Source organism: Butyrivibrio sp. AD3002 (assembly GCF_000420905.1).
In the GTDB taxonomy this organism is placed as follows: domain Bacteria; phylum Bacillota; class Clostridia; order Lachnospirales; family Lachnospiraceae; genus Butyrivibrio.
The window spans coordinates 12,222-39,187 of record NZ_ATVV01000019.1 but is presented as its reverse complement, the minus strand read 5'-3'; the positions used below and the strand labels follow the sequence as shown (position 1 = coordinate 39,187).

General features: G+C 40.9%; 28 protein-coding genes and 1 pseudogene. 21 read left to right on the top strand and 8 right to left on the bottom strand.

Annotated elements, in window-relative coordinates:
- Nucleotides 1-29 precede the first annotated feature (29 nt).
- From G596_RS0113470 to rhuM, 14 genes are all read left to right on the top strand, one after another.
- Nucleotides 30-1,298, top strand: a complete 1,269-nt coding sequence (locus tag G596_RS0113470; RefSeq protein ID WP_022762359.1) for a hypothetical protein — start codon at nt 30-32, stop codon at nt 1,296-1,298.
- Nucleotides 1,299-1,364: 66 nt separating this feature from the next.
- Entirely contained in the window at nt 1,365-2,495 is a 1,131-nt protein-coding gene (locus tag G596_RS0113465) for an aldo/keto reductase (RefSeq protein ID WP_026671343.1), read from the top strand.
- 279 nt (nt 2,496-2,774) lie between these two features.
- Nucleotides 2,775-3,425, top strand: a complete 651-nt coding sequence (locus tag G596_RS0113460) for a helix-turn-helix domain-containing protein (protein WP_022762357.1) — start codon at nt 2,775-2,777, stop codon at nt 3,423-3,425.
- Nucleotides 3,426-3,476: 51 nt separating this feature from the next.
- The gene (locus G596_RS0113455) at nt 3,477-3,677 is read left to right on the top strand and encodes a hypothetical protein (protein WP_022762356.1); all 201 of its coding nucleotides are present in this window, start codon (nt 3,477-3,479) and stop codon (nt 3,675-3,677) included.
- A gap of 192 nt (nt 3,678-3,869) precedes the next feature.
- On the top strand, nt 3,870-4,094 hold the full coding sequence (locus G596_RS0113450; RefSeq protein ID WP_022762355.1) for a hypothetical protein: 225 nt from the start codon (nt 3,870-3,872) through the stop codon (nt 4,092-4,094).
- Between the two features lie 14 nt (nt 4,095-4,108).
- Nucleotides 4,109-4,234: a hypothetical protein gene (locus G596_RS25770; protein WP_022762354.1), complete on the top strand. Its 126-nt coding sequence runs from the start codon at nt 4,109-4,111 to the stop codon at nt 4,232-4,234.
- A gap of 147 nt (nt 4,235-4,381) precedes the next feature.
- A complete protein-coding gene (locus G596_RS0113440; protein WP_022762353.1) occupies nt 4,382-5,458 on the top strand; it encodes an acyltransferase family protein in 1,077 nt (358 codons plus the stop codon).
- Between the two features lie 28 nt (nt 5,459-5,486).
- Nucleotides 5,487-5,885 (top strand): hypothetical protein, encoded by a 399-nt coding sequence (locus G596_RS22205; protein WP_022762352.1) that lies wholly within the window; start codon nt 5,487-5,489, stop codon nt 5,883-5,885.
- A gap of 43 nt (nt 5,886-5,928) precedes the next feature.
- Nucleotides 5,929-6,339, top strand: a complete 411-nt coding sequence (locus tag G596_RS23920) for a Sir2 family NAD-dependent protein deacetylase (RefSeq protein WP_022762351.1) — start codon at nt 5,929-5,931, stop codon at nt 6,337-6,339.
- Nucleotides 6,340-6,453: 114 nt separating this feature from the next.
- Nucleotides 6,454-6,774 (top strand): hypothetical protein, encoded by a 321-nt coding sequence (locus tag G596_RS0113425; protein WP_022762350.1) that lies wholly within the window; start codon nt 6,454-6,456, stop codon nt 6,772-6,774.
- A 519-nt stretch (nt 6,775-7,293) separates the two neighbouring features.
- Nucleotides 7,294-8,076, top strand: a complete 783-nt coding sequence (locus G596_RS0113415) for a hypothetical protein (RefSeq protein ID WP_155829284.1) — start codon at nt 7,294-7,296, stop codon at nt 8,074-8,076.
- Nucleotides 8,061-8,453, top strand: coding sequence for an HIRAN domain-containing protein (locus tag G596_RS0113410; protein WP_022762347.1), 393 nt, complete (start codon nt 8,061-8,063; stop codon nt 8,451-8,453). Before G596_RS0113415 ends, G596_RS0113410 begins: the two co-directional genes overlap by 16 nt.
- Before the next feature lie 11 nt (nt 8,454-8,464).
- Entirely contained in the window at nt 8,465-8,839 is a 375-nt protein-coding gene (locus G596_RS0113405) for a GNAT family N-acetyltransferase (protein ID WP_022762346.1), read from the top strand.
- A complete protein-coding gene (gene rhuM / locus G596_RS0113400; protein WP_026671339.1) occupies nt 8,836-9,186 on the top strand; it encodes a RhuM family protein in 351 nt (116 codons plus the stop codon). Before G596_RS0113405 ends, rhuM begins: the two co-directional genes overlap by 4 nt.
- A gap of 421 nt (nt 9,187-9,607) precedes the next feature.
- Here the strand turns inward: rhuM and G596_RS0113395 are convergent, their stop codons facing one another.
- The 4 genes from G596_RS0113395 to G596_RS0113380 all read right to left on the bottom strand — a co-directional run bounded on the left by G596_RS0113395 (nt 9,608) and on the right by G596_RS0113380 (nt 13,493).
- A complete protein-coding gene (locus G596_RS0113395; protein ID WP_022762345.1) occupies nt 9,608-10,741 on the bottom strand; it encodes a hypothetical protein in 1,134 nt (377 codons plus the stop codon).
- Nucleotides 10,742-10,854: 113 nt separating this feature from the next.
- Nucleotides 10,855-12,042, bottom strand: coding sequence for an ATP-binding protein (locus G596_RS0113390; protein ID WP_022762344.1), 1,188 nt, complete (start codon nt 12,040-12,042; stop codon nt 10,855-10,857).
- Between the two features lie 396 nt (nt 12,043-12,438).
- Complete coding sequence (locus tag G596_RS0113385; protein ID WP_442855881.1) at nt 12,439-13,203, bottom strand: AraC family transcriptional regulator; 765 nt, start codon at nt 13,201-13,203, stop codon at nt 12,439-12,441.
- Nucleotides 13,143-13,493: a hypothetical protein gene (locus G596_RS0113380; RefSeq protein WP_026671337.1), complete on the bottom strand. Its 351-nt coding sequence runs from the start codon at nt 13,491-13,493 to the stop codon at nt 13,143-13,145. The genes G596_RS0113385 and G596_RS0113380 overlap by 61 nt, the downstream gene beginning before the upstream one ends.
- 207 nt (nt 13,494-13,700) lie before the next feature.
- Between G596_RS0113380 and G596_RS0113375 the strand changes: the two genes are divergently transcribed.
- From G596_RS0113375 to G596_RS0113350, 6 genes are read left to right on the top strand one after another with little or no spacing between them, the layout of a single operon-like run.
- Nucleotides 13,701-15,203 (top strand): sugar ABC transporter ATP-binding protein, encoded by a 1,503-nt coding sequence (locus G596_RS0113375; RefSeq protein ID WP_022762343.1) that lies wholly within the window; start codon nt 13,701-13,703, stop codon nt 15,201-15,203.
- 14 nt (nt 15,204-15,217) lie between these two features.
- Nucleotides 15,218-16,198: an ABC transporter permease gene (locus G596_RS0113370; protein ID WP_022762342.1), complete on the top strand. Its 981-nt coding sequence runs from the start codon at nt 15,218-15,220 to the stop codon at nt 16,196-16,198.
- A 14-nt stretch (nt 16,199-16,212) separates the two neighbouring features.
- Nucleotides 16,213-17,412, top strand: a complete 1,200-nt coding sequence (locus G596_RS0113365; protein WP_022762341.1) for a substrate-binding domain-containing protein — start codon at nt 16,213-16,215, stop codon at nt 17,410-17,412.
- A 24-nt stretch (nt 17,413-17,436) separates the two neighbouring features.
- Complete coding sequence (locus G596_RS0113360) at nt 17,437-18,417, top strand: ABC transporter permease (protein WP_022762340.1); 981 nt, start codon at nt 17,437-17,439, stop codon at nt 18,415-18,417.
- A complete protein-coding gene (locus G596_RS0113355; protein ID WP_022762339.1) occupies nt 18,414-19,937 on the top strand; it encodes an alpha-L-rhamnosidase-related protein in 1,524 nt (507 codons plus the stop codon). Before G596_RS0113360 ends, G596_RS0113355 begins: the two co-directional genes overlap by 4 nt.
- 26 nt (nt 19,938-19,963) lie before the next feature.
- Nucleotides 19,964-20,266, top strand: a complete 303-nt coding sequence (locus G596_RS0113350) for a glycoside hydrolase family 3 N-terminal domain-containing protein (RefSeq protein ID WP_278246766.1) — start codon at nt 19,964-19,966, stop codon at nt 20,264-20,266.
- Between the two features lie 434 nt (nt 20,267-20,700).
- Here G596_RS0113350 and G596_RS0113345 read toward each other — a convergent pair whose 3' ends face one another.
- From G596_RS0113345 to G596_RS22195, 3 genes and pseudogenes are all read right to left on the bottom strand, one after another.
- Nucleotides 20,701-22,914: an EAL domain-containing protein gene (locus G596_RS0113345; protein ID WP_022762337.1), complete on the bottom strand. Its 2,214-nt coding sequence runs from the start codon at nt 22,912-22,914 to the stop codon at nt 20,701-20,703.
- A 225-nt stretch (nt 22,915-23,139) separates the two neighbouring features.
- Nucleotides 23,140-23,268: pseudogene (locus tag G596_RS26100) on the bottom strand (4Fe-4S ferredoxin); the annotation flags it as partial.
- A gap of 83 nt (nt 23,269-23,351) precedes the next feature.
- Complete coding sequence (locus tag G596_RS22195; RefSeq protein ID WP_013282476.1) at nt 23,352-24,839, bottom strand: radical SAM protein; 1,488 nt, start codon at nt 24,837-24,839, stop codon at nt 23,352-23,354.
- Nucleotides 24,840-25,003: 164 nt separating this feature from the next.
- Between G596_RS22195 and G596_RS0113330 the strand changes: the two genes are divergently transcribed.
- Entirely contained in the window at nt 25,004-25,588 is a 585-nt protein-coding gene (locus G596_RS0113330) for a TetR/AcrR family transcriptional regulator (RefSeq protein ID WP_013282475.1), read from the top strand.
- A gap of 149 nt (nt 25,589-25,737) precedes the next feature.
- Here the strand turns inward: G596_RS0113330 and G596_RS0113325 are convergent, their stop codons facing one another.
- On the bottom strand, nt 25,738-26,940 hold the full coding sequence (locus G596_RS0113325; protein ID WP_013282474.1) for an MFS transporter: 1,203 nt from the start codon (nt 26,938-26,940) through the stop codon (nt 25,738-25,740).
- Nucleotides 26,941-26,966: the final 26 nt, after the last annotated feature.

Sequence of the window (26,966 nt, the reverse complement as noted above, 5' to 3'; positions counted from 1 at the left end):
CAGAACATTGATTATGAGGACCCGATAATATGAAAAAAATAACTGCCGGCGATATAATGCACGTTTATGGAAGCTTTGGACAAGGAGCAGATTATAGTGTGAGACTTGTTGTCCGAATGGAAGACGAGGTTGACGGTGATATTTTGAGGGATTCGGTAGCATCAGCGGCAAACCGTTATCCGTACCTTCTTCTGAGGATGAAGCGTGATGATAATGAAATCTTTTATGAGGACAATGATGAGCCGATTGCTGTCCTTAACCAAAAGGAAAGAGTGACTCTCGGTGCAAAAGAAACGGGATATCACATGTGGGCAGTTTGCTACTTTGAAGATAAGATTTTCCTCGATTTCTATCATGGCCTGTGTGACGGAACAGGAATGTACATGGTTCTGTCCACGATACTCTATTATTATACCAATCAGAAATACGGGGACGTTGAAAGCGAGGGCATCAGGACTCTTGATGATGAGATTACGCCGGATGAGTATCTTGATCCTCTGGATCAGTTGCCGGAGATTGATATCAGCAATATTCCTTCTCTCAAGCTTGAACCTGCTTTTTCACTGGTTGAAGATGGCGGTTTTACTCCCTGCGAACAGAGATTATTTGACGTTGTGATTCCTGAAAAGGATTTTCTTAAGTTTTCATCAGCAAATGACGCAAGCCCGGGAGTCATGGTGTCGATACTTCTGGCACGTACAATTGACAGGCTTTTCCCTGACAGAGATAAAGGGATAATGGGGTCTTATATAATAAATGCCAGACCTATGCTGCATGCCCCAAATACCCATCATAACTGTGTCAATACCGTTTTCTTTGATTATTCCGATAAGATCAAAGCAATGCCTTTTGACAGACAATGCACTGCATATCGTGGAAAAACCTTCATCCAAAGCGACGAGAAGAGAATACAGAAAACCATGACCGTTTCTGCTTCAAGGAATAAGGCAATTGCCAAGGCTACTCCGACAGTAGCGGCAAAAATGCAGACTTACGGCATGATGCTGTCAGGCGGCAGAAAACTGTTTACATGCATGGTAAGCTATGTCGGAAAATGGAAATATCCATCTGTGGGAAAGCATATAAAGGAGTTCTGGACTCACGTGCCAAACGCAAACGGACTTCTGGTTGAAATAGCTGCCGTAAATGGAAAGATTTTCCTGACAATGCATCAGAATTTTGAAGAAGACACAGTAGTAAGAGCTTTTGAAAAGGAACTGTCGGAAAACGGAATAAGCTTTGAAACCACTGAAATGCTAAATGATGTGGCGCATATGGATTTACCGGAAAAAGTGTGATGTAAAAAATTCATTTTGATACATACACTGTATTAGTTATGTTAGGAGGGAGAAAATATGGACTTTATGCCTGCAAAAAAACTGGGATTCGGACTTATGCGAATGCCTCTCAATGACACTCACAATGATGCAGATGTTGATATCGAACAGGTATGTAAGATGGTGGATATGTTCCTTGAAAGAGGATTTACCTATTTTGACACAGCTCTTATGTATCACTCCTGCCAAAGCGAAAGCGTGGTGAAGAAGGCTCTCGTGGACAGGCATCCCAGAGAGTCATATACACTCGCAACCAAACTTCATAGTGCATTTTTTAACTCCATAGAGGAGAGAGACAAAGTATTCCAGGGGCAGCTAGAAAAAACCGGAGCCGGGTATTTTGACTACTATCTGATACATGGTATAGAGGGAGATATGCTCAATAAATATGAATGTCTGGACTGCTTTAATTTTGTCCTCGAAAAGAAAAAGGAAGGTCTTATAAAGCACGTGGGCTTTTCATTCCATGACACACCGGAGCTTCTCGACAAGATTCTGACAGATCATCCGGAGATGGAGTTTGTTCAGCTTCAGATCAATTACATGGATTGGAACAGTGAGTGGATCCAGTCAAAAGCCTGCTATGACGTTGCTGTAAAGCACAATAAGCCTGTAATCGTCATGGAACCTGTAAAAGGCGGCACACTTGCCAATAAGATGCCTGATGAAGCGGTGGCTCTATTTACCGAGCATGATGCGTCAATGAGCATACCAAGCTGGGCTATAAGGTTTGTGGCAAGCCTCGATAACGTAATGATGGTTCTGTCCGGCATGAGCAGCCTTGAGCAGATGGAAGACAACACAAGCTACATGCAGGATTTTGTGCCTCTTACCGAGGAGGAAAAGGACCTCTGCCTCAGGGCAGGAGAGATCATCAATAGCCAGATTGCAATACCTTGTACAGCCTGCTCGTATTGCACAGGCGGCTGTCCCATGAACATCTGCATTCCAAAGTATTTCAGCCTTTACAATGCAGACATGCGAGATGACTTAGAGCACAAGGGTTGGACAATTAATTTCTCCACTTATGGAACCCTTGGAAAGACTTTCGGCAAAGCAAGCGACTGCATAGCCTGTGGTCAGTGTGAAGGAGTGTGCCCTCAACACCTGCCTATCATCGACAATCTTAAGAAAGTTGCGGAACTTTACGAGCACTGATACCGTGCTGCAAGTAAAAATGTTTTGGAAAAGCTTTGTAGTGGAAATAAATACCACTACAGGGCTTTTTTAATTTACGGAAAGCCGTTATAGTAGAAGAAGTGTTTTTAGTGAGGGAATAAAAATAATAGGGGATTCATTAAAATAGGTTACAAATAAGATACTGTGATTTAAAATTACAACCGATATTTAAAAGCTTAAACGGGGATGAAACCCAGTAAACAAGCGGATGTCAAAAGCTTTTGACATTACAAAAAACACGAATGTAAAAGCCTTTTGATGGCAGCATTTTCAATATCTCGATATGCTGAGGTGGAAAGAGAGACATACGACATGGAACTTGGAAGCAGAATTAAAGAGTTAAGGAAAGCACAAAATATCAACCAGGATGAATTAGCTGAGAAGCTCTTTGTTTCAAGACAGACAATTTCAAACTGGGAAAATGATAAAAGCTATCCTGATATTCAGAGCGTGTTGCTGCTAAGCGAAATCTTCGATGTCTCCGTAGACCAACTATTAAAAGGAGATGTTGAAAAAATGGAAAGAATCATCACAGAACAGACGCAGGCTGACATTAACAAGATGAACACCTATGCGATAGGAATGCTTATTTCTATAATAGCTATTCTTATCACGACACCAATACTCGCAGTTACTATTGGGTTCTGGTTCCTCATCCCATTCGCGGTATTGTTTGCATGCACAATGTATTTTGCCACAAGAATTGAAAAGTATAAAAAGGAATACAATGTACAGACCTACAAGGAAATCATTGCATTCACAAAGGGAGAAACACTGTCTCCTACAGATAAGATAAAGGAAGAGGCTAAAAGGCCCTACCAGAAAGCCCTGACCACAATAATATCGGCTGTTATTGCAGCTGTGGTATGCGGCGGCATAGGGTTTGGCCTGATGCTCATATTTAAGTAAGAAATAAGATATTAAAAATACAAAATAATAAACTTTGGAGGATGAAAAAAGATGAACTTTTTAAACAACAAGTATGGATATGCAAACGGTATAGGACTTATGATGATTATAGTTGCAGGCTTTGTCGATATGCCCGCATATTTTAAGGGATTAATTCAGGGATACGGTTTCTGCCTGTTTTTAACTGCTTTATATTTAAGCTTCAAGCTTATGAAGAATAATAAAAAAGAGGCAGAGAGCGCAGAAGAATAAATAAAAACTGAATAAAATGCTATATTCCGGGCAGATCATCAGCTTTGGTGGTCTGCTTTTCTTTTAAGTCACAAAGAATGGAAAATACGGATATGTTTTTTGCTCTACTTGATATGTAACAGATTCATGTTTTTGCTTACAATATGACCATAGACAGAAAACAGTTGTTAGTACATATATAGAAGGATGGTGATGATCATGTTACTGACAATTCTTTTTATGGTTTGCTTATTTGGTTTTATTGGGAAGCTCATAGGGTTTGCTTTTAAGTTTTCCTGGAGCATGATTAAGATTGCATTTTTCCTTGTGTTCCTACCGTTCATCTTAGTAGCATTGGTAGTTGGAGGTCTTGTTTACATAGCATTCCCGATACTTGTTGTCGCAATGATAATTGGCCTTTTGGCTAAAGAAGTGTAAGGAGGAAGAATATTATGAAAATCACACTTGAAGAGGATGTGCAGAAGCTCATCGATAAGGTTAAGGCTATTGCTGCATTCGGTCTTGGCTGCAAGCTCGTTGTAGTAAAAAAGGACGGAACTAAAGACGAGATTAAGTAACCCGGGAAAAGAGGGATACGAGGAGACGTAAGCAACCAAATCTAACAAAAAATAACGTAATATGTAAGCTTAGCTTGGTAGACAGGCGGGGCTTACTTTTTTATGATTAAGATAAATGTTAATAAATGTAGCAAAGGTGGTAGAAATATGAGAAAGGTATACTTGGATAATATTCGCTGGATAACAGTAGTGCTGGTTGTTATCTATCATGTAATTTACATATTCAACGGCGTAACAGAGCATGGAATCATCGGTCCCTTCAGTGAACATCAGCCTCAGGATACATATCAGTACATTGTATATCCTTGGTTCATGTTACTCCTGTTTGTGGTATCCGGCATGTCAGCCCGCTATGAACTGGTTAAACGAACAGAGAAGGAATTCATCAAAATAAGGACAAGAAAATATCTTGTGCCATCAACAATCGGACTTCTGGTTTTCGGTTGGGTTCTTGGCTACTACAATATGCTTATTTCCGGTGCATTTAATTCCATGAACAACGTACCGGGGCCAATCATTTTCCTGATAATGGCTGTCAGCGGCTCAGGTCCTCTGTGGTACATTCAGATGCTCTGGGTCTTCAGCCTGATACTGGTACTGATCAGAAGGATTGAAAAAGACAGATTCTATAACATCTGCGGCAAGGCCAATCTTCTGATAGTTATACTTCTTGTCATACCCGTATACGGAGCGGCGCAGATACTTAACACACCGATAATAGTGGTATACAGGTTCGGTATTTACGGGCTGGGCTTTTTGATTGGCTACTTTGTACTGTCCCATGACGAAGTGATGGATCGACTTGGCAAAAACTGGCTGTTATTAAGCATCCTTGCCCTCGCATCCTGCATAGCCTTCGTGATATTATATATGGGTCAGTCTTATCCGGATCACGTGGTTCTGGATACAATATTGTGCAATGTATACGCATGGTTTGGAACTATCGGTATACTTGCCTTCATGAAAAAATGGGGCAATTTCGAGAATGCTTTCGCAAAGTGGATGTGCAAAAAGTCATGGGGACTCTATGTATTCCATTATCTGATGATAGCGGTCAGCGGATGGTATCTGCATACATTATGTCCATCCATGGCACCTATAATCGTATACCTGCTGGTTGCAATAGCAGCATTCACAGGCTCCTACCTTCTGTATGAGATAATGAGCCGCATACCTTTCATAAGGTGGTGTGTACTTGGGATAAAAAAGGAAAAAAGTAATTGAGACAATTCCGGAAGAAAGCCTCATTATCATGGCTCTTTTACATGACCTTTGTAAGGTAAACTTTTATGTGAAAGGCACAAAGAATCAGAAGACTTATGATCCTGAAAAGGTAGATGCAGCTGAGAATTGGCAGGTTAAACATGATGATAAGGGCAACTTTATTTGGGAGACTGTCCTTCGCTATGAAATAGACGATACCATGCCTTTAGGACATAGAGAGAAATCTGTTATGCTGATTAACTGCTTTATGAAACTTAAGACTCCTGAGATATTTGCAATAAGATGGCATATGGGATTTTCAGAGGAAAAGAGCCAATATAAGGCAGTAGGCGATGCTATGGAGAAATATCCTATAGTACTTGCCTTGCATGAAGCAGATCTTGAGGCATCAAAGCTGCTTGAGGATGTGGCAGGGAATAAGGAATAATCTATTAAATATAGCAGTTTGGTGTTTCTAATGAGGAATAGATATGCTTTTACCGGATTTTTCATCCCAGAGGGAAAAAGAAAAATACTTTAGATCTCTTAATGATGAGCAGAAGATAGATGCTTTAAATGAGATGGTAGATATTTCTGAACATATAGTGTTTCTTGGCGGGGCAGATGTGTCCACTGAGAGTGGTATTCCCGATTTTAGAAGTAAGAACGGCCTGTATCATAAGAAAGATAAGCGGTTTTCTATGTATAAACCGGAATACCTCTTAAGCTATGACTGTCTAAATAAGAAGCCCGCAGTTTTCTTTGATTATTTCCGCAAGAACCTTGATTGCAGGAGTATAGAGCCAAACGATGCCCATAGAAAGCTTTTTCAGATGGAACAGAGGGCAGATCTTGTTTTTCACGACAGTATTGGAAAAATAATGAATCAGATAGAGATTTAGATTAGGAATTGATTTTCTCCAAATATTTGATGTAGAATACGAAACGCACGCCTGATTTTGGGCGGAAATAGTATAAAGCAGCATAATAATCAGAAATGATTATGGGGAGGACCAGTGACAAAAGACGATTTTTTAAAAATACTTCTTGAAGAAGGCTATACATGTGAAAAGAATGGAGCTTATCCGTCAGTTGTATGTGACGCAAAGGATGTGAGAAAGACTGCTAAGAAGGTCAAAGCTATAGCAAAGAAGAGCGAGTATACGGAATCTTTTGCAATAAGATGCTTTCGTGAGGGAATGGAGCTTATTTCTAAAAACGGAGTAGTTCTTAAGAATGTAGAAGGAATCGAGGGCAATAATGAGACTGAAAATAATACAGTTCCGATTTCTGAGCCTATTCCAATGACAGCTGCGGTACAGGAAGAGACCGCATAAAACAAATACTATATAAGAGCCAGAATACAGTATGAGAGCTGAAACACTATTATTTAGTACAGCTCTCTTTTTTTATTTTCTGAAATAAGTAAATAGCATAATAACCACAATATATAGTTGTTGATGACGAGGTGTATATACAAGATGTGGCTGTCATTTTTATTGGACTGCAATATTTTTATACTAAAAGTACAAAGAAACAAGCAACTAGTCTTTTGGAGGGTGTGACGTGGAAAGACTTATTTATTGGCTTAGTAAGTGTATTCACAAGAACAACAGGTTCTGTAAGCATTTTTGTGTTACATGTGAATTCTACGAATTCTGTAAGTGTGACAAAGGGCTGGAGGATGAAAAGGTATGAGTATTATGATGAGAGTTTTATTGGGATTAGGAGCCATGTTGCTGATGTTTATGAGTTGTCCGCTTTAAGGGCAGGGGTATGGAAAGAGTTTTGACAGGGGATGCTAATAGCATCCTTTTTGTCGTAGGTATTTTTTATGAGATTGGAGGTGCATGGCCGTGAACAATATTGTTACTGAGAAAAAGTCGTCATATTCATTATACGAAGAGCTGATAAACCAGCGAGACCGCTACAAAAAAGATGCATTCCAGTATGAGCGCGGATATGTCAGGGAATTTGGAGAACTCATCCTTGCTGTTTTCAACAAAAAGATTGAGTGCATAGAGAAAAAGAAGGTCATAGATTTCTGCCAGAAGGCGATAAACCGGGATGAACCTATAGATCAGAATAAGCTCAATGCATATATAAAGGAAGAAATGGCAGAGTTCACTGAAAAGCTCCACCATATGGAAGAGGATTATAGAGAAGCTAAAAGCGGAGGGGTTATAAGTGAAAAGGATTACCTCGAAGTAAAGCGTATCTACCACAGGATTGTAAAGAGGATTCACCCGGACATAAATCCAGAGGTAGCTGAGAATGAAGATCTTATGGACCTTTGGAACAGAGTAGTTGTTGCATATAACTGTAATGATTTACAGGCGCTTCAGGAACTTGAATTTCTTGTAGCACAGGCGTTGAAGGATACAGACATAGAGGACGTGGAGGTTGAGATCCCCAATATCGAAGAAAAGATAAAGGCTCTTGAGGAAGAGATAGAGCACATCATATCTACGGTACCTTATATATATAAGTTTCTTTTAGAAGATGAGGATGCAATCAGTGATAAGAAGCTTGAGCTGTCATATGAGCTTAAGGAGTATGAAAAATACTGTGAGGAACTCGATAAAGTGCTTGAGGCGTTAGTTATAAGCGGGGTGACGATGTTATGGCCAATGAATTGATGATAAATGGTGAGAATATGGTGGCTGTCATAGGTACTCATGACCTCGGGGATATCTTAAAGCCCCTTGTTAAAGAGATACACCTTTTTGACACCTATATTGCCGGGACAACTCATCTTGATGATATGTCTGTTCTAAAGAAGGCAAAAAGAGGAGATGAGCTTATCCTTAAAAGAGAAGATAATAAGTATGATTCCAATGCTATCCTGGTGCTTAACGCGGATAAAAAGAAGCTTGGATATGTACCAATGAAGGATAATACAGTTTTTGCGCGTCTTATGGATGCAGGGAAACTCCTAAAGGTAAAAATAACGGAGATTGATAAGAAGGATTCTTTTACTGAGATAAGTGTAAGGATCGTCATGGTTGATTATTAAGGAAGGCTGTTATGAATAATAAAGATTTTTTTGATGATAATGGAATCTATGCTACTGAAGGACAGATAGTCTTAAGAGCGTTTCGGGAGGATGACAGGGATGCATTTATCTCGCTAAAGAAAGATGTAAGTGATGTAGGAGTAGCTTATGACTTAATGCCGAAATTTGCGGAGTCTTCGTGGCAGGAAGTTCTTACAGGCAGCGATGGAAATATACATATATGTTTAGATTATAATAGCGATGGATTCGCAGGATATCTTAATTTTCAGCATCCTAATAGGGAAGTGCCTGAGATTGGAATAGATTTAGTTAAGAAACTTAGAAATAGAGGCATTGGTTTGAGATGCGCTATGAAGCTGAAAATATATGGCTTACTCAAAAAATGATGGCTTCACTGTACGAAGTGGATGTAAGAACTATAAATGATCATATTCAGAAAATATTTGATGATGGCGAGTTGACCAAGGAGGCAACTATCCGAAATTTTCGGATAGTTCAAACAGAGGGAAGCAGACAAGTACAAAGGAATGTAATGCATTATAACCTCCAACTGATTATTTCAGTTGGATTTAAGGTTAATAACGACAGGGTGGTTCGTTTCCGTAAATGGGCTGGTCAGATAGTAAAGGATTACACAATTCAAGGCTGGACCATGGATCCAGAACGTCTCAAAAAGGGCCATAAGTTTACTGAAGATTTTTTGAAAGACAACTACAGCAGATATGCCCTTTGAAATGTCTTTTGTTTCTTCTATGCATTCCTGACCATCCGGACTCTGTACTGCTTCTGAGACGTTCCTTCGTACCCAGTCAACGCCGCTGAAATCTATATGTCCATGATTAACCATGAATGTAAGAAAGACGATGATGCAGAACAACCCAACAAGTTTATCCAAAGTATGCCTCAAATGAATCACCTCCAGTAAACGCAAAAAAGCCGAAATCCTTAAAAATAAGAATTTCGGCTACAAGCGACAACTATATAAAAAATACTAGATTTAACAATAAAAATAATAACATAGCTGCAATATGATGTAAATAAATAATTCTAATATAATTAATTTTTGATATGGTATATCTAAAACTATTGAACCATTTCGATAGTGTATTCGCCTGGTGAGTCCATGCAGCAGAACAGTCACCATATCATCAATGTCAGTCATTAGTAATTCCGTTACCGTATGAATTTGACCACTTTCCGATCTGCTTTTTATCATTTCCGTAAAAAATCACTGCTTTATTATACTTCTTTGATAAAGATTTGTTTCCGCTTTTCTTTATACTACTCTTCAGATCTGAGCCTTTTGAAATGTAAGCTGAAGCTGATTTCATGAGTTTTTTGAATGCATTCATATCCACGACGGTGACAGACTGTGGATTATGATGCTTTTTGAGATCATTTTTGGCGTACGGCCAGATGATAGTATGCTGTTTAGCCATTCTTATTGCAGCATCTTTCATGGTCTCTCCGGATACAAACATTTTGTCATATACCATATCAGTATCTACCTGATCGTATATCTTACAATCCTTGTCATCATCATACTCAAAACCACCAAAGTCCAACTGGTTCACAATCATGTAGTCAGTATAGTCCTGGTACATTTTTAGTACAGACGTCTTTCCGGACTTACAATTTGTTCCGTAATCGATAATTGAAAACTTTTTACCCAATAGCTTTTTACTGAACTTTAATATATTTATAGTGTCATTTCTGTTGAGATTCCCACAGAACATTTCATCCTGGCCATGTCCTGAATATTTTATGACATAGCTGCTGCTATTGGATGTCCGTTCCTTTATCTTTTTAAAGAATGATTTGTACGCGGAAAGTCTTTTTTTACTATTAGTGCCCGGACTTGCTTCAGAGCTTTTTACCATATGCGTATCAAGGCAGCATTCCTCTCTGAAAGCACGCCAGCCTTTTTCATATTCCTTGTTGTTTCTTGTATCGTATTCAGGATGATTTTTGAAAAATTCATCGCTGGCATCATCGATGTTTCCCGGAAATTTATATAGACTAATGCGATCGTCCCAGATAACAACATCATATAACTCATATACATCTGAATCCTTATTGGGTACAGCATCCATGACTCCGCCCCAACCGTCATTAAATCCGCCAGTAGCATAAGATGTCCGGATTACTACAACCTTGTTGGAATTTGATATTATCCTATCCTTTGCTGAGGCAGCTGATACATTTTGCCTGCAAAAAATAAAGCATGACATTGTCAGTAAAAGTAAAAATTGCATTATTATCCGTTGTTTAACAAATCCCTTTTTCATCACATACATTCCTCCCTGCAATAATAATGATATATATCGTAGTTGCCTTAAGCATACTGCGTTTCACCATTCATCAGTTTCATGGGGTGATTCTGGTGGGTGAAATTTATTCGTTATTTCTCAAGGGTTTCCATTAACAGGAAATCCTTAAATTTTATGTGTTTGACGTTACTTGTTGAATAATCAATGTCATCGTTGGTGATAAGGATTTTTGTATCTATCTGGCTAAGCCCACTAAAGGCAGACATTTCGCGCTGATATGCTTTATCTTCGGCAACACTGTAAGCAACCTGGATGAAGTACCTGTAATTGCCATTTTCAGCAAGGAAGTCAATCTCCCTGCCATTGTTGTCATAGACACTTACTTTGTAACCCATGTATATCAGCTCGTTATACACGATGTTTTCCATATTGTGAGTGATGTCATAGCGATTATTTGGGCACCTGATAGAGTTAAGGGCAACGTCACAGTTGTACAGCTTATGGCTGTTTTCAAGGACTTTCTTTGCTTTTTTTGAATACCGGTCTGCCTGATCTATGATATATGCCTCACTCAGATAGAAAATCCACTTCTGCACTGTGTTACTGCTGCACTGGTTATTGTTTCCTTTCATGTAATCGGCAATGGCTTTCGCCGAATAAATGCGTGAGTTGGACATCAGAACAAAGCTTGTGACTTTGCGGAATTCATTGGACTTTTGTATCTTATATCTGTTTATGATGTCATTTTCCACGATGGTTTTATCAAGATCGTTGAGATATATCCTGAGTTCTTCTTCACCTTGGAATTCAAGCCTTTTGGGGAAACCACCCCAAATGAGGTAATCGGAGATGGGTACCTCACGACCAAGTTCTTTTGCATATTCAAGGATTTCCTTATATATGAACGGGCGGATTCTGAAAGCAACATATCTTCCCGACAGTTCTTTTGTAAATTCCTTCGAAAGAAGTTTGGAATTTGAGCCGGTAATGAATACTGAGCAATCCCTTAAACGCAAGGTCTTGCAGGCATTCTGCCATCCATCTATTTCCTGTACTTCATCAAGAAATACATAGCAGAACCCATCCTTCCGGTTGTCTTCAACGTGTGTAACGATGTCTTGCCATTCCTGGATCTGCTCTGTTACGATACGGTCTTCAAAATTGAGATAGATGATATTAGCAGACTTTTCAGCGATTTCAGCTTTTATCTGCTTTAATATCTCTGATTTGCCGCATCTTCTTACTCCTGTAATGATCTTAATAAGGTCATTGTCATAGAAACTTCTTATTGGGGCGATATACTTTTCGCGTTTGATCATGGCAGCACTCCTTAATTTTAATTTCTACTGAGAATTTTATCATTAAAAGGAAAAATTCTCAATGGTAATTATATATTTGACACCACATGGAAAAATTCTCAATGAAATTATTGGCTGAAAAGTCGAAGGATAGAGGAAAGTGAAAGAAGTACTGCTTATAGCGCTGGTTATTTTTGGATATTCATTTGGAATACTGTTTTCTGTATATAAGATAGCAAAAGCGTTGATACTTACTGTAAAGTGCAATTAGATGCTATTGCTGATAACTATTTTAGTATTACAAGCATTATATAACATTTGATCATGATGGTAAGATTAAGGACGGCGCGTGGGTAGGAATTACAGGCGAGAATATCGATATCGCGGATGATATCTGACAGGGGTATGAGAGCTCTTTTACCTGGTTCTGTTTGATGTGGACTGTTTGCGATATGCAGAGGGCGTCATGCCTGTGTGCTTTTTAAACTGCCTTATATAATGCTCTGTGGTATCGTACCCAACAGCTTCTGCTATGGTCTGCACCGTCATGGTGGAATTGGCAAGAAGATCCTGCGATCTTTCGATTCGGACAGTTCGCAGGATATCTGTGTAATTCATGCCTGTGAGCTCTTTTATCAGTCTTGATGTATATTCATTGGAATAGTGGAACTTATTTGACAGATCCGACAAGGTAACGTCTTTGTAGTTTTCCTGAATATACTGGATAAGAGCATAGCGCTGGACATCTACTCTGGAGTCGAACAGGGGCATCTGAACAGATTCGGAGTACCGTCTAATTATCAGATAGAAGTCGAGGAGTAGGGTGTTTGTTATGGCCTGGTAGTGGTACTCTTCCTTGTTGCGACTCTCTGTTAACATCCATATGAAGGACTCGGAAATGACCGTGTCCTGGCCGGTCCTGAACATTATATAATCGTTCGCCTTTTTGGCATAAATGTTGTTCAGAAAGAAGGATGAGAGGATGTTACGGGTGTTGAGAAAGGAGTATAACATAGTGTGAAGTGTATCACGGCGCAGCATTATATTTATGGCGATAGTGTCGTCAAATACCGCAAAAGAATGCCTGATTCCCGGTGGGATCACGCAGAAATCTCCTGTTCTCATCTCAATGGTATTGCCCGATATAGTCTGGGTGCATCTGCCATCGTAAATATATGAGATTTCAAAAAAGGTATGGCTATGCTCAATATCCGGGCTGTATCTTTCGTGCTTTTGAACAATAATACTGTCATTGTCAGACAGATCAAAAAAGAAATAATCCTCATAAACATCGGGGATTGTTTCTTTTTTTCTTTGATCAGAAGGTGCTTACTCAGCACCATTTCCATGTCAAGATTCTTAAGAAATTCTCTAAGCGAATCCGGGTTCTTCCCTGCGAGGTAGTACTCTCTATAAAATGCTTCCACCTCTGTAACATCGTATATATGCTGCTTTAATGCATTAGCGTCCATTTTATCTCCTTATATTGAGGGCTCCTATTAAATCTACTATATCTGCTCGGCAAGTAGATGTCAAAAAATCAAAGATTTATATAAAAATTATTATATTTATATCATAAAACATCAATAATATTGAGCGATTTTGTGAATTATGTTCAGTGCTTTTTAAACATATAATTGCATCATAAAGAGCGCCGTTACAGAAAGGAATGGGCAGTTATGAATAAACCAGTTCTTGAAATGAAGAATATCAGCAAACGATTCGGAAGCGTCGTGGCTCTTAACGAGGTTGACCTTGAAGTTTATCCCGGCGAGATCAGAGGCCTGATCGGTGAGAACGGATCAGGAAAATCCACTATTTCCTCAATAGCTGCCGGAATGCAGAAAGCAAATGAAGGAGAGATGTTTTTTAAGGGAAACAGATGGGAACCGGCCAGTATGATAGATGCACTGAACAAGGGCATTGGAATGGTTGTTCAGGAAAGCGGAACCATTGGAGGAATATCGGTGGCTGAAAACATGTTCCTTGCCGAACTTGGGAGCTTTAAAAACAAATTTGGCCTTGTGGACAAGAACAAACTGGAAAGAAAAGCAGATGAGGCTCTTAAAAGCGTTGGGATAGCAGGCATCAGCGGAAGAGATGCGATGGGAAGGCTGGACTTTCAGGACAGAAAGCTGGTTGAAATAGCCAAAGTTATCATGAAAAACCCGGATATTCTGATCATCGATGAGACATCAACTGCGCTGTCCCACGATGGAAGGCAGATCATGTACAGTCTGATCAGAAAAATGAGGGATGACGGAAAGTCAGTGATCTTTATATCTCATGATCTGGACGAAATCATGGAAGTCTGTGACACGTTGACGGTACTCAGGGATGGAAACATCATAAGGACTTTTGAAAAAGAGGAATTTGATGCAGATGCCATCCGCAGCAGCATGATAGGAAGAGAGCTTAAAGGTGATTATTACAGGGCGGATACGGAGTGTACATCTCTTGATGAAGTGGTACTCAGCGCTCAAAGCCTGAACTACAAAGATAATTTAAAGGACGTTTCTCTGGAGCTCCACCGCGGAGAGATTGTGGGAGTCGGTGGCCTTGCGAGCAGCGGAATGCATGATCTGGGTGAAGCCCTTTTCGGAGCGCTAAAGCTTGATTCGGGGTATGTTATCTGCGGTAGTGGAAAAGAGATACTCAGCCCTCACAATGCAATGGGGCAAAAGATCGGATATGTGTCGAAAGACAGAGATCAGAAATCGCTTTGTCTCGATGCCAGTATAAAAGACAACATTGCTATCGCCGGAATGAATATCTTTAAAAACAAAATAAACCTTGTTACTTCATCCGGTGAGAAAAAATATGTAAAAAAACAGGTGGATGAACTTAAGATCAAATGTTCAGATATGGATCAGGCGGTAGGTCAGCTTTCGGGTGGTAATAAGCAGAAGGTTGTCTTTGGTAAATGGATAGGCTGCGGAAGCGAGATACTGATCCTGGATTGCCCCACAAGAGGCGTGGATATCGGAGTCAAGCAGGCGATGTATCAGCTCATGGTAAAGCTCAAAAATGAAGGCAAGGCAATACTTATGATAAGCGAGGAGCTGCCGGAGCTGATAGGTATGAGTGACAGAGTACTCATTATGAAGGACGGAGAGATCACAAGAGAGTTTAAGAGAAGCAGTACCCTCAGCGAGGGAGACATTATAAGCTACATGATCTGAGGAAGGTAAAAGAGATGACAGATAAAAGAAAAACCAACATAAAACAAAAAATCATATCCTTACTTCCCATTGCCGCTTTACTGGTTTTGTTTGCAGCATTTCTGGTGGTGGTAAGCATAAATGGTTACAGGCTGGATATGTACCTGGAAATAGTATTTAATGAGGCTCTTGTTCTTGCGGTGGTTGCTACTGGGGCGATCTTCATTTATACCCTTGGCACCTTTGATATAAGCCTTGGAGCATCAACGCTCTTTGCAGCCACTATGGGGGTCATGACCTATAACAAGACTCAAAGCCTTATTTTGATGATCGTCGCGATATTCGCAGTGGGTATCACAGCTTCACTGCTGAATTCGGTTTTAGCCTCGGTTTTTCATATACCTCCCTTCGTGACAACTGTTGCCATGATGTCGGTTCTTTCCGCTCTCTCGGCACAGATCATCACAAGTTATGGAGGAGCTCTTGGCGGAATAAGTATTCCCAGCGAAGTTGTAAAGCCCTTTGGCAACATAGGTTTTAAGGCAATGCTTTTAATAGCCTTTTTTGCCATTTGCTTCTTTGTATTCCAGTTTACGAAGGCCGGAAGAAGGATGAAATTTGTGGGCGGAAATCCAATTTGTGCAGAGCTTACAGGAATAAAGGCAAGTAAATATACGATCCTGGCCTTTGTGATGGCGGGAATTGGAATCGGCCTCGGAGCATTTTTGACACTTTGCTATACCCCATCGGTTACTACTACAACAGCATCAAGTATAGGAATGAATATCTTTATTGCGATCGTTTTCGGAGGAATGCCAATCTCAGGAGGTGCAAGAAGTAAGATTTACGCGGCACTGATCGGTGGCTTCTCATATATTTTGCTGAATGACATTCTTGAGATAGTCATAGACAGCAGCGCAGCATACGGCATCACACAGGTGATCAGTGCAGTCTTTTTCCTGGCGGTGGTTTATGTAACCAGCATGAATTACAGGACAGCACTGTTACCAAGATAAAGGAGGAAAATATTATGAACAAAAAACTTACAAAAGTGATCGGACTTATCATGGCCGGGGCCATGACGGTGATGGCAGGATGCGGAAATTCAGCACCTGCTGCACAGGGCAGTGCTGATAACGCAGCACCTGCACAGGAAGCTGAAACAACTACTCAGCCTTCCGGCAAAGCCAAGAAAATCGGAGTGCTTGTAGCAGATGTCAGCGGTGAGAAAGCCCTGGGATTTAGAAATTACTATGAGAAGTATATTCAGGAAAACTATGATGTTACCTTTGATTACACTGATGCGCTGGCAAGCGCTGAAGACGAGAAGGCCGCTATTGAAAAATTTGCATCAAAGGGATATGACGCAGTTATCTCTTTATCCAGCAGCGACAGAGCACAGCAGATTGAGACCTGCGAGCAGTATGGCCTTTACTATGCAATAGCTTCAGGAGTTCTTGATGACGAGCAGTATGAAAAATACAAAGGTTATGAGCACTTCGTTTGCCAGATCGGACCTTCAAATGCCACTGAATTTGAGGCAGGAAAAGCTATGGGCGAGTATTTTAAAAATCAGGGAGTAAAGAAGGTGGCTCTCTATGGCGCTTTCATTCCAAATCCTATGCACGTTTTCAGAGCAGCCGGTATTCTTACGGGACTTGGTTGTACCTACGGCGGAGCAAATGACATGGGAGCGATCGTGGGACAGATTTTCCAGGATCAGGGAATTGATCTTTCAAAGGTTTCAGGCGATGTTGAACTTGTTGCATACCTTCAGGGATATGGCGATACAACAACAGATGAGCTTGGTGCAGCTATTCAGAAGGCTCCCGAGGCATTCCTTTCAGTTGGAATGGCAACTACATTCTTTGCACAGACACTTTCACAGGAAAATATACCTTTTGCCGATATTGATTCCTTTACTGCCATGAACAGTCAGTCAATGGAGAGTGGAAGTCTTAAATATCTTGCAGGTAAGTATTCATCATCTATCGGACCTGTATTTGCGCTGATTTCAAATGCGATTGACGGAAATCTTATCAGAAATGATGATGGAAATGCTGTATCGCTCAATCAGGGCTATCTGGTAGCAACAGACAAGGCAACCTTCGATGAGTATTTTGTCAATGACAACGGTGATTCACCCATCTACAGCAAAGAGACACTTGATAGCATTATCGGAAGTCAGGTCACCTATCAGGATGTAAAGAGCCTTGTAGAGAGTAAGTAATACAGAGTAATAAGGAGATTAGCTATGAGTACCCCGAAGAGAATCGTAAACGCACTGGCCATGCCGGTTGTAACCCTTGTGGTTTTGCAGACTCTTTGCCTGTTAAATGGACAGAGTGTGATTTCAAATATGAAAAGCTTTGACAATTTCATAGTTTATACAGCTATTGTGATGATCACAACCATGGCTCTTTCCATAAATCTGAACAGCGGAAGATTTGATTTCTCCCTGGGATCAATGGCCGGTCTGTCATCTATCATAGGGGCAAAAATAACCTATGGGATTCTCTCCGGGGGAAATGGCTCTGCACCGCTGATGCTTTGTATATCCCTTGTTGCAGGAGTGATACTTGGACTAATATCGGGTCTTACATATTGCACATTAAGACTGCCTCCCATCATAGTCTCACTGGGAGTAACGCTAGTGTATGAGGGAATTATGTACACAATAACCGGTGGCAAATATGTTATGAGTGAAGTTCAAAATCCTTCAATGTCCGCTCTTACAGGAACCTGGGTCTATGCAGCATTGATAATAGCGGCAGTCCTTGCATTTATGATAATTACTTTTGATAAAACGGCCTTTGGATATGACTACAACGCACTTAAGTCGGGACAGAAGGTGGCTGTGGCTACAGGTATCAATGAGGTAAAAAACACTCTGATCTGTTATGGGATCAGTGGAGGCCTGATGGGTATAGTGGGAACACTTAATGCGGCCAGAAATACGACAATAAATGGAGGACAGCTCAATTTTGGCAGTATAGCCATCATGTTTACAGCATTTCTCCCTATGTTTATCGCAGGATATATCGGCAGATTCACAAACGAGAAGATTGGCTTTCTCCTGGCGGCTGTTTGCATGTCACTTTTAAATTCTACTTTTGCTGTATTCTCAAACTCAGTGAATGCAACGATGCAGTCAATTATAAATGCAGTATTGCTGGTTGTTTTCCTTATTTACCTGAACAACAATGATTTGATAAAGAGATTATTGAAAGTATGAAAGACTTAAGATTATTGAAAAAAGCAACGGCTCTTTTCCCAAGGTTAAATGAAAAAGAGATTGCTGTAGCCGAAACAGTAAGTATTACAAGGGACGGCAAGGGAATAAAGAAAAAAAGTCTCCGGGATTTCAGGACTATGTCACTAAAAAAAGGTGATGAGGTCATCCTTGACTTTGGCGGACATCTGGTTGGATATCTTTCTCTTGATTTTAAGAACATAGGAGCTCATGCAGATGCTCCGGTGCTCTTAAGAGTACGCTTTGCCGAAAGAGAAGTAGAGTTGTTTGAGGATGCATCAGAATACAGTGGCTGGGTAAGCGCATCATGGATCCAGGAAGAGCTGGTAAAGGTGGATGTGGTCCCCGGAAGGCTGGACTTTGACAGACGATATTCATTCAGATTTGTAAGGATTGAGGTTATGGATATCAGTTCAAGATTTGACCTTCAGATTTCCGAAGCTTGGGCCAAGGCCGTCACTTCTGCCAGAGATACGGATCTTTTACCCTATGAGACGGCAGATTCCTTGGACAGAGAGATGGACAAGGTGGCTGTAAAAACTCTCAAAGATTGCATGCAGACAGTGTTTGAGGATGGACCTAAAAGAGACAGAAGGCTGTGGATAGGAGATCTTAGGATACAGGCTCTGGCCAATTATGAAACCTACAGAATGAATGATATGGTCAAATCCTGCCTATACCTGTTCGGTGCGCTTACTCAGGAGAATGGAAGAGTCGGAGCCTGCGTATTTTTGGAGCCTGAGCCTGAAGTAGACGACACCTGTATGTTTGACTATTCTCTGTTTTTTGTGGTCATTCTCAGGGATTATTACAGAAAGACAGGTGACCAGGAGGCGCTGGAGGATCTGTGGCAGGTATGCCGCAGACAGATCAGTCTTGCCAGAGAGGGCCTTGACCAACACTATGTAGTAAAGGACCTTGACGTTCTTGGCTGGTGCTTTGTGGACTGGAATCTGGAGCTGAATAAACAGGCAAGTGCGCAGGGGATATTCCTGTACGCGCTGGAGGCAGCAATTGAGCTTGCCGAGCAGGTCGGAGATGTGCTCTCAGAGGAAGAGTATGCTGATCTTTACAACAAAGTAAAGGATGCAGCCAATACTTTTTTATATGATGAAAAAATGGGCATGTACGTAAGCGGGAAAGACAGACAGATCTCCTTTGCATCTCAGATATGGATGATACTTGGAAATGCCGTTGAAGGTAGTGCTGCACTCAGGCTTTTGGAAAGACTAAATGGCTGCGACGGTGCTGTTAAAATGGTTACTCCTTATATGTATCACAACTATATAGATGCACTTATTAAGCTTGGCAGGAAAGAAGACGCTCACAATCTTATGAGACAGTACTGGGGCGGAATGATCAAAAACGGTGCAGACACCTTTTGGGAGCTGTATAATCCCGAAAATCCGGACGAGTCACCTTACGGAGGAACCATTGTAAACAGTTATTGTCATGCCTGGAGCTGTGGCCCGGCGTATTTTCTCAGGAAATACTTTGCTTAATACTTTGGAAGAAGAGAGTTTGATATATAGACAAGGGAGCAAAGACTGTAATGGTGGGCCATATTGCCCAGCCGGCTTATGTAAAAGAGATTAACAATAATGCTGACAGAAGAAGCATGTTGATGCCGGCATCTCTTTCTAAGGAACTTCTTGGAGGTCTTCTCAGAAAACGTCTTGGCTTTAATGGCCTTATAACCACAGATGCCACTCCCATGGTAGGATTTACCAGTGCAATGCCCAGAAATATTGCCATACCGACTGCCATAGAAAACGGCTGCGACATGATTTTGTTCAACAAGAGCCTTGAAGAAGATTATAATAGGAAGTAAATTAATACAGGTGGTAAACTTTTTCGTCAGCGTTACTGGTAAACAAATTCATCAGCGAGAAAAGATTTCGTTATTATTCAGTTGGGCACTTTATGAATGAGCAGATATTGAAAAAAATAATAATAGCTTTGACGATTTTGTATGTTTTTTCGCCGGATCTTGCCCCAGGCCCTTTGGATGACATCATTATAATGGTACTGGGAGTGGCATTTAGCTCTGTTGTAGGTGATAAAAACCGAACAAAATCATAGCATAAAACAAACGCAACACCAATGACAAAAGTGTCATAATGTTGCGGTTACCCTGAAATTTTGCGCCTCTTCACAGATATGACATTCATGTCAGAAAAGAGGAATTTTGTGCAATGATATTTGCGTTAGCAGCGCGTTCCAGCGGGAAGTGAACCCCCTGTCTGACATCGTTCTTTATTGGCTTTATTTCTTTGTTGGATATGCCGTTAATTCTTCAAACTCATCTACCGGCATAGGCTTGTAGAAATAATATCCCTGCATTTCCTCACATCCAAGACTTCCGAGGAAATCAGCCTGTTCCAGTGTCTCAACACCTTCTGCGATAATAGAAGTTCCAATAGCATGGATCATCTGGACCATGTAGCTAAGTATTGTCCGACCCATCTTTTGGTCACCTGAACCGGTAATAAATCGAAGATCAAGCTTTATGCGATCAAGGATAACTTCTTTTAACATATTCAGTGATGAGTAACCACTTCCAAAGTCGTCCATTTCAACTTCAAAGCCTGCTTCACGAAGTTTGGTTGTTGTTTTGATGATGGTATCGGAGTTTTCGACATATGCGCTTTCCGTTATCTCAATACGAAGTTGACCAGGCAATAGGTTATAGAACTCTTTTAATGTATTAAAGTGGTCGGCTACATCAGGGTTCTTTACTATATCAAGTCTTGATAGGTTTACTGATACACACAGTTGTCTGCCCTGATCATTCCATCGCTTCAAATCCTTACACACAGTGTCCCAAACGTGACAGTCAAGATCATAGATAAGCCCAGCATCTTCCAAAACCGGAATAAATTCTCCCGGAGAAATGTTTCCATCCTTCTTGCTTTTCCAGCGGCAAAGAGCCTCTGCACCAGTTATCATCCCAGTCTTATAGTTGACCTGTGGCTGATACCATACTTGTATTTCCCCAGACTCAATAGCTGCAGGAAGGCGACTTGCGATACCGGCACTTTTCCTTCCCATGTCCCACTGCTTTGGGTTATAAAACTCAAATCCTTCTTTCTTGGATTCTCTGACTTTTCTTTCTGCAATGCGGGCATAATCAAGCATCTTATCCACGTTTATGTCTTTATAGTCATCAGGCATAAGAACATAAATACCAGAGCAGAGCCTTACAACAAAGTCTTTTCCACGATCGCTAAAATAATTGCGAACAGGAGTCAAAATATATTTTTCATCCTGAAGAATCTGTTCATTGCCGCCAATACATCGAAGGATAACAAAATGATCTCCATCATACCTTCCTATAGCTTCTTTATCGGTAAGTACTTCAAGGCTTCTCTCAGTCCAAAATTTTAACAGCTCATCTCCGGCCTTCCAGCCAAAGCTGTCGTTGATGAACTTAAAGTCTTTTATGTTGTTATAGGATATCGTATACGGTGTATCAGGGTTGTTAGTGAGTAGTTCCTCAACTTTTTTACGGAATCCATTGTGGCTGAGCACACCAGTGAGAGGATCGATATCCTCCATTATCCGCATCTTTTCCTTCTGCTCTTCAAAATATGCTTTCTGTCTTAGGACAAGCATTATAACAAGAGCAGCAAAAAGGATAGTCCCAATAATAAGGAAGTATTTATATTGGTAGAGATAGTCTTCAAAAGTATATACATAAAGATCTCTGGTAGTGTAATCAAGGGCTATAGCCTGTTTTTTGGTTTCAGGAATAGCTGCAATTCCTTCGTTCAGAAGTTCAATTCGTTTTTTTCCCTCTGGGGTTTCAAGAGTTCCGGCACGAAAATCCATTGAAAACATGGCAGAAGGCTGTACTTTAAGATCATTATAGGATGGCTTTTGAAGCACATAGCTCCACGCATATGAGTTATGTAAAAGTGCATCTACCTCTTCATTTCTAAGCGCTTTAATGCAATCAGCCATGGAATTGTAAAGGTTTATCGTTATTCCAGGGTATAACTGCTTTACAGTTTCTGCTACTCCGCCCTGTGATTTTAGCATGCCTACTCTGATGGTATTTATGTCAGAAATAGAGTGCTTATCTGTAGTCACAAGGGTAAATGGGGTCTGGATGAGATTGTCAGATACGATGGTCGCTTGACCAGATGCACTTGAAACAGCACTTCCAAAGGGCATAACAAGATCGTACTCAGTACTATCAAGGGCTTCCTTAAGATTTGATTCACTTATAGCTTTGAATGCGACATTGAAACCAGCTTCTTTGGCAGCGGATTCCATAAGATCAACGCCGATTCCTGCAATCTTGCCGTTGTCTTTATCAATGTAAAACATAGGACATCTGTCTACAGGCACACCGACTGTAAATTCTGTAGCAGGAGAATCAGACGAGGCATAAACAGGCGTCAAAAAGACTCCCAGATAGATTACCAGGAAAAGGAGGGCTATGCTGATAGTAGTATGGATCCTTTTTGATTTCATGATACACTCGCCTTATTGTTTGTTCTTTGCTTTAGATACTCACACTTCATTCTAACATTATTATGTTAAAATACGATAAATAATAAATAACAAATCGATAAAGGCGACTTCTAGTATTCCGGCATTGCTAACTTATGCGCATACGGGACTTGAACCAGGGATTCACGGAGCACCATTAGAACATAAAAAAAGTGTTCCGACGCTATATGAGTCATCGGAACACCATAGACCGACGCAGCATGGCATTTCCATCCTTGCAATAGTAACATCCCTTATGTCCTTGTTACTGATAACTTCTGTCAGTTTCTCAGTGTAATCTCCCTCATCCGGTTTGGGACATCCGATCATTGTAAACCTGCCTTGCATCAGAAAAAGAAAAGTATAAAACTTTATTCGACAGGGTAAATGAAACAACAATACTATAAAATTCGAGGCATTTAAGCTCTCTTATGTTTAAAGTGATGCTGTCTGGGTTTGTGCTTAAATGCAACTATGTTTAGAGGCTTTTCATCCTTTTTTGCATAATTCTCATATGCCTTCTTATAGTGTTTCTGTCCGGCCCAGATATCGTCAGCTACAGGCGCCCACTCTTTTGCGTAATCATCACACTTTGCACACAGATGCTCAACACTTTCTTCGGATTCTTCATTTGTACCATGAGCTTCTGATCTTTCGACCATATCCCTTAAAAGAGCCGGATTTTCAAGCATAGGGCACGGTCTTAAATGGTTCTTATTGAAAGGCTGGCCCTTATGGTATTCCATGAAAAGAGGACTTTGAAGCATCTCAAGTATTGAATGTGTATGTATATTGGTGTTGGAGAAGTGGACAAATACGCATGGTTCAGCATCTCCACTTGAATTGATGTGGAAATAGTTTCTTCCGCCTGCGATGCAGCCACCGACAGCTTCACCATCATTCTGGAAGTCCATAGGGAAGAATCCCAGGTCACATTTGACGCTTCTAAGGAACCTTATCTGATCCACCATCTTCTTTCGCTGCTCTACTGTAGGCATAAGCTCAGGAACAGCATTGTTTCCAACCGGCATGTAGTGGAAGAAAAATCCGAATCTAGCACCTTTTTCAGCAATGAACTCGATGAACTTGGGATCAGTCACTGCCTCGATGTTGTTTCTTGTATAGCAGATGGAAGTTCCATAAACTATTCCGTACTTTTTGAGTAGATCCATGGCATTCATTACTGCATCATAATGACCAAGGCCACGTCTTGCGTCATTAGTCTCAGGAGTTCCCTCGATAGAAAGCTGGAATGTGAGATTTCCAAGCCTTACAACTTCTTTACAGAAATCCTCATCAATAAGTGTTGAATTGGTATAGATAGAGAACTCAACATCATTGTGCTTTTCTGCCAGTTTCAAGATATCTTTCTTCCTTACAAGAGGTTCTCCTCCTGTCATCATGTAAAGATATACTCCCAGCTCTTTTCCCTGGGTAACGATTTTGTCCATATCTTCAAAAGACAGATTGTGCTTAGGTCCATAAGTACCTGACCAGCATCCCGCACAGTGCATATTGCAGGCGCTTGTAGGGTCAAAAAGAATAAGCCATGGGATATTGCATCCGTATTTTTCCCTGTTTGCCCTGATCATTTTTGTGCCTCTGAAAAATGCCTCATAGCCAAGATTGAGCATCATCATCTTTGCAACATGCGGATCTGTCTCATCTATTACTTTATTCAAAAACTTAACCCATCTGTTATCCGGATCTTTAAATGCCGCTCTTACTTTATCAAGGCTTTCTTTTCTGGCTCCATCTTTACCCCAGAATTTCTCTGCCTGGTCAACAAGCTTAAGATAAGTAGCAGTCCTGTTCTCCGTTTTATCGAGATTTGCAAGGAACCTGTCAATCAGTATGCTAAAAGCCTGTCTTTGTACTTTGTGAGAAATGTTTTTTGCTAATTCCATACTTGTTATGCCTCCCCAAACGATGCTACAATTATTCTGATGTAACAAGTGTAACGCCACAGCATATTAATAACAATGGCTCTACCATCGGACATGACAATATTTCGTTTAAGTGAACCGATGTTACATTCTTGCATTTTTTGTAACGTCGAGAGGGAGAAAAAATGAAAAGCTCAAAAGAATCTTTAACAGAAATGCAAAAAAAAGAAGTTCTGAGGATGAATAATAAGGAGTCCAATCAGCTGACAAGAGAGTGTCTGCAGCTTTCGCTTATGCATCTAATGAGCGAACACCCTTATGAGAAGATCACCATCAGCGAGATAGTACGCCGTGCAGGAGTATCAAGGACGGCGTTCTATCGAAACTATACAGATAAAGAAGATATCCTGCATGAGCTTGGGGATGAAATAATAAAGCGTATAGCGGAGATCAGCGAAAAGCCCGAACTGCACGAAAACCCACATCTGTGGTTCGAAGATATTTTTCGGGCTGTCAAAAACGATAAAGATATAATATCTCTGTTTGACCAAGCCGGAATTCTTCAGAATGAACTCTTTCTTGAAAAAGCGGTCTCAGAGCGGCTCTATCCTACAGCTGACCCAGAAAAGAAGTATCTCAGACTTGCTGCCGAAGCTGCCATTTTACAAATACTCATAAGCTGGTTCAGGGATGGGATGCAGGAAGACGAAAAACAAATGGCTGATATCTGCGTAAATATCTTTGATAACGCTTTGAGCAGACTGCCATAATTAACAAGGACCTCTTCTAACATGAGAAATGATCCTTCCTGGCGTAAACGAAGTAATTCTTGCGCATATGAAGCTTGACCCCGGAATTCCCTTAGCACCAATAGAACATAAAATTCGGATATAATGCTCATTCCAGCAAACTGGAATTGTTAGCACTCTGTCTTATTGCACCGGAGGCATAAAACATAAAATGCAATCGCCAGAAACTGTGATACCACAGACACAGTGACAAGATACACAGGATTCAAATCATACAGGGCACCGAGAAGCCAACTGCCCAGAAACCACGCAATACCAAATCCTGTCTCAAATATTCCGAAACCGGTGCTTCGCATGGAACGCGGGACGATTCCGCTGACAGCTGCTTTCATAATACTTTCCTGCGCACCCATTCCAATCCCCCACAGAATTATCCCAGCTCCGATCAACCAGGCATTTCCAGTCATAAAAACAAAATATGAGAAGAATGTGCTGCATAGTGTGGAAATGATCAGAGCCTTCAGCCCGACCTTATCATAAAGCCAGCCAAAGAATAGTGCAGCAAAGGCATCCACAGCCATTGCCCCAGCATATAGCAGGCTGAGCATGGATTCATTAAATGCTCCGGTATTAGCCGAATGAAGTGTGATCAGGGTGAAGTCTGCAAAGCCAAAAGCAAAAAAGCAGATGGCCGCCATGAACAGAACAAATGACTTCCTGAATTCAAAGCTTGCCGGTTTATCTTCCTGCTTTTCAAAGATCTCCGGATCAGGGTATCTTATCTTTGCTGTCAAAACAAGAGCTATGGTGATCATTGCAGGAACAAGCAGTATCGCAAAAGAGATTCTATATGTTGTAAAAAGGTCGTCTGTACCTTTTACAAGAGCTGTTACAAAAAGCAGTACCGGTCCGAGAAACGCGCCAAGCTGATCCAGAAACTCCTGATAGGCAAAGCCTTTTCCGGTTCCGATCTCGCTTGCCGCAAAGCTTACCAATGTGTTTTTGGCAGGCTTTTTTATCGCTTTTCCGATACGCTCCAGGATCACAAGACCGCAGGCCCAAATCCAGCCATGTTCAGGTACGAGTGCCAGTGCAGGAATCGCCAGAGCCTGTATTACATAGCCTGTGATAACAAATGTCCAGTATTTCTTCGTTTTATCTGCTATAAATCCGGATATGAGCCTTAGTGAATACCCGCACAATTCTCCTATACCGGACACAAATCCGATGGTTGTAGCGGATGCCCCTGCGAGGTTCAGATATTCGCCCAATATGCTTCTGGCGCCTTCATGAGTCATGTCCGAAAACAGACTTACGATTCCCATCAGGGTTATAAATATTATGGCGCCAGACAAAGCCCTTTTTTTATCCATGTTCTACTCCACTAATCCCGATTTGC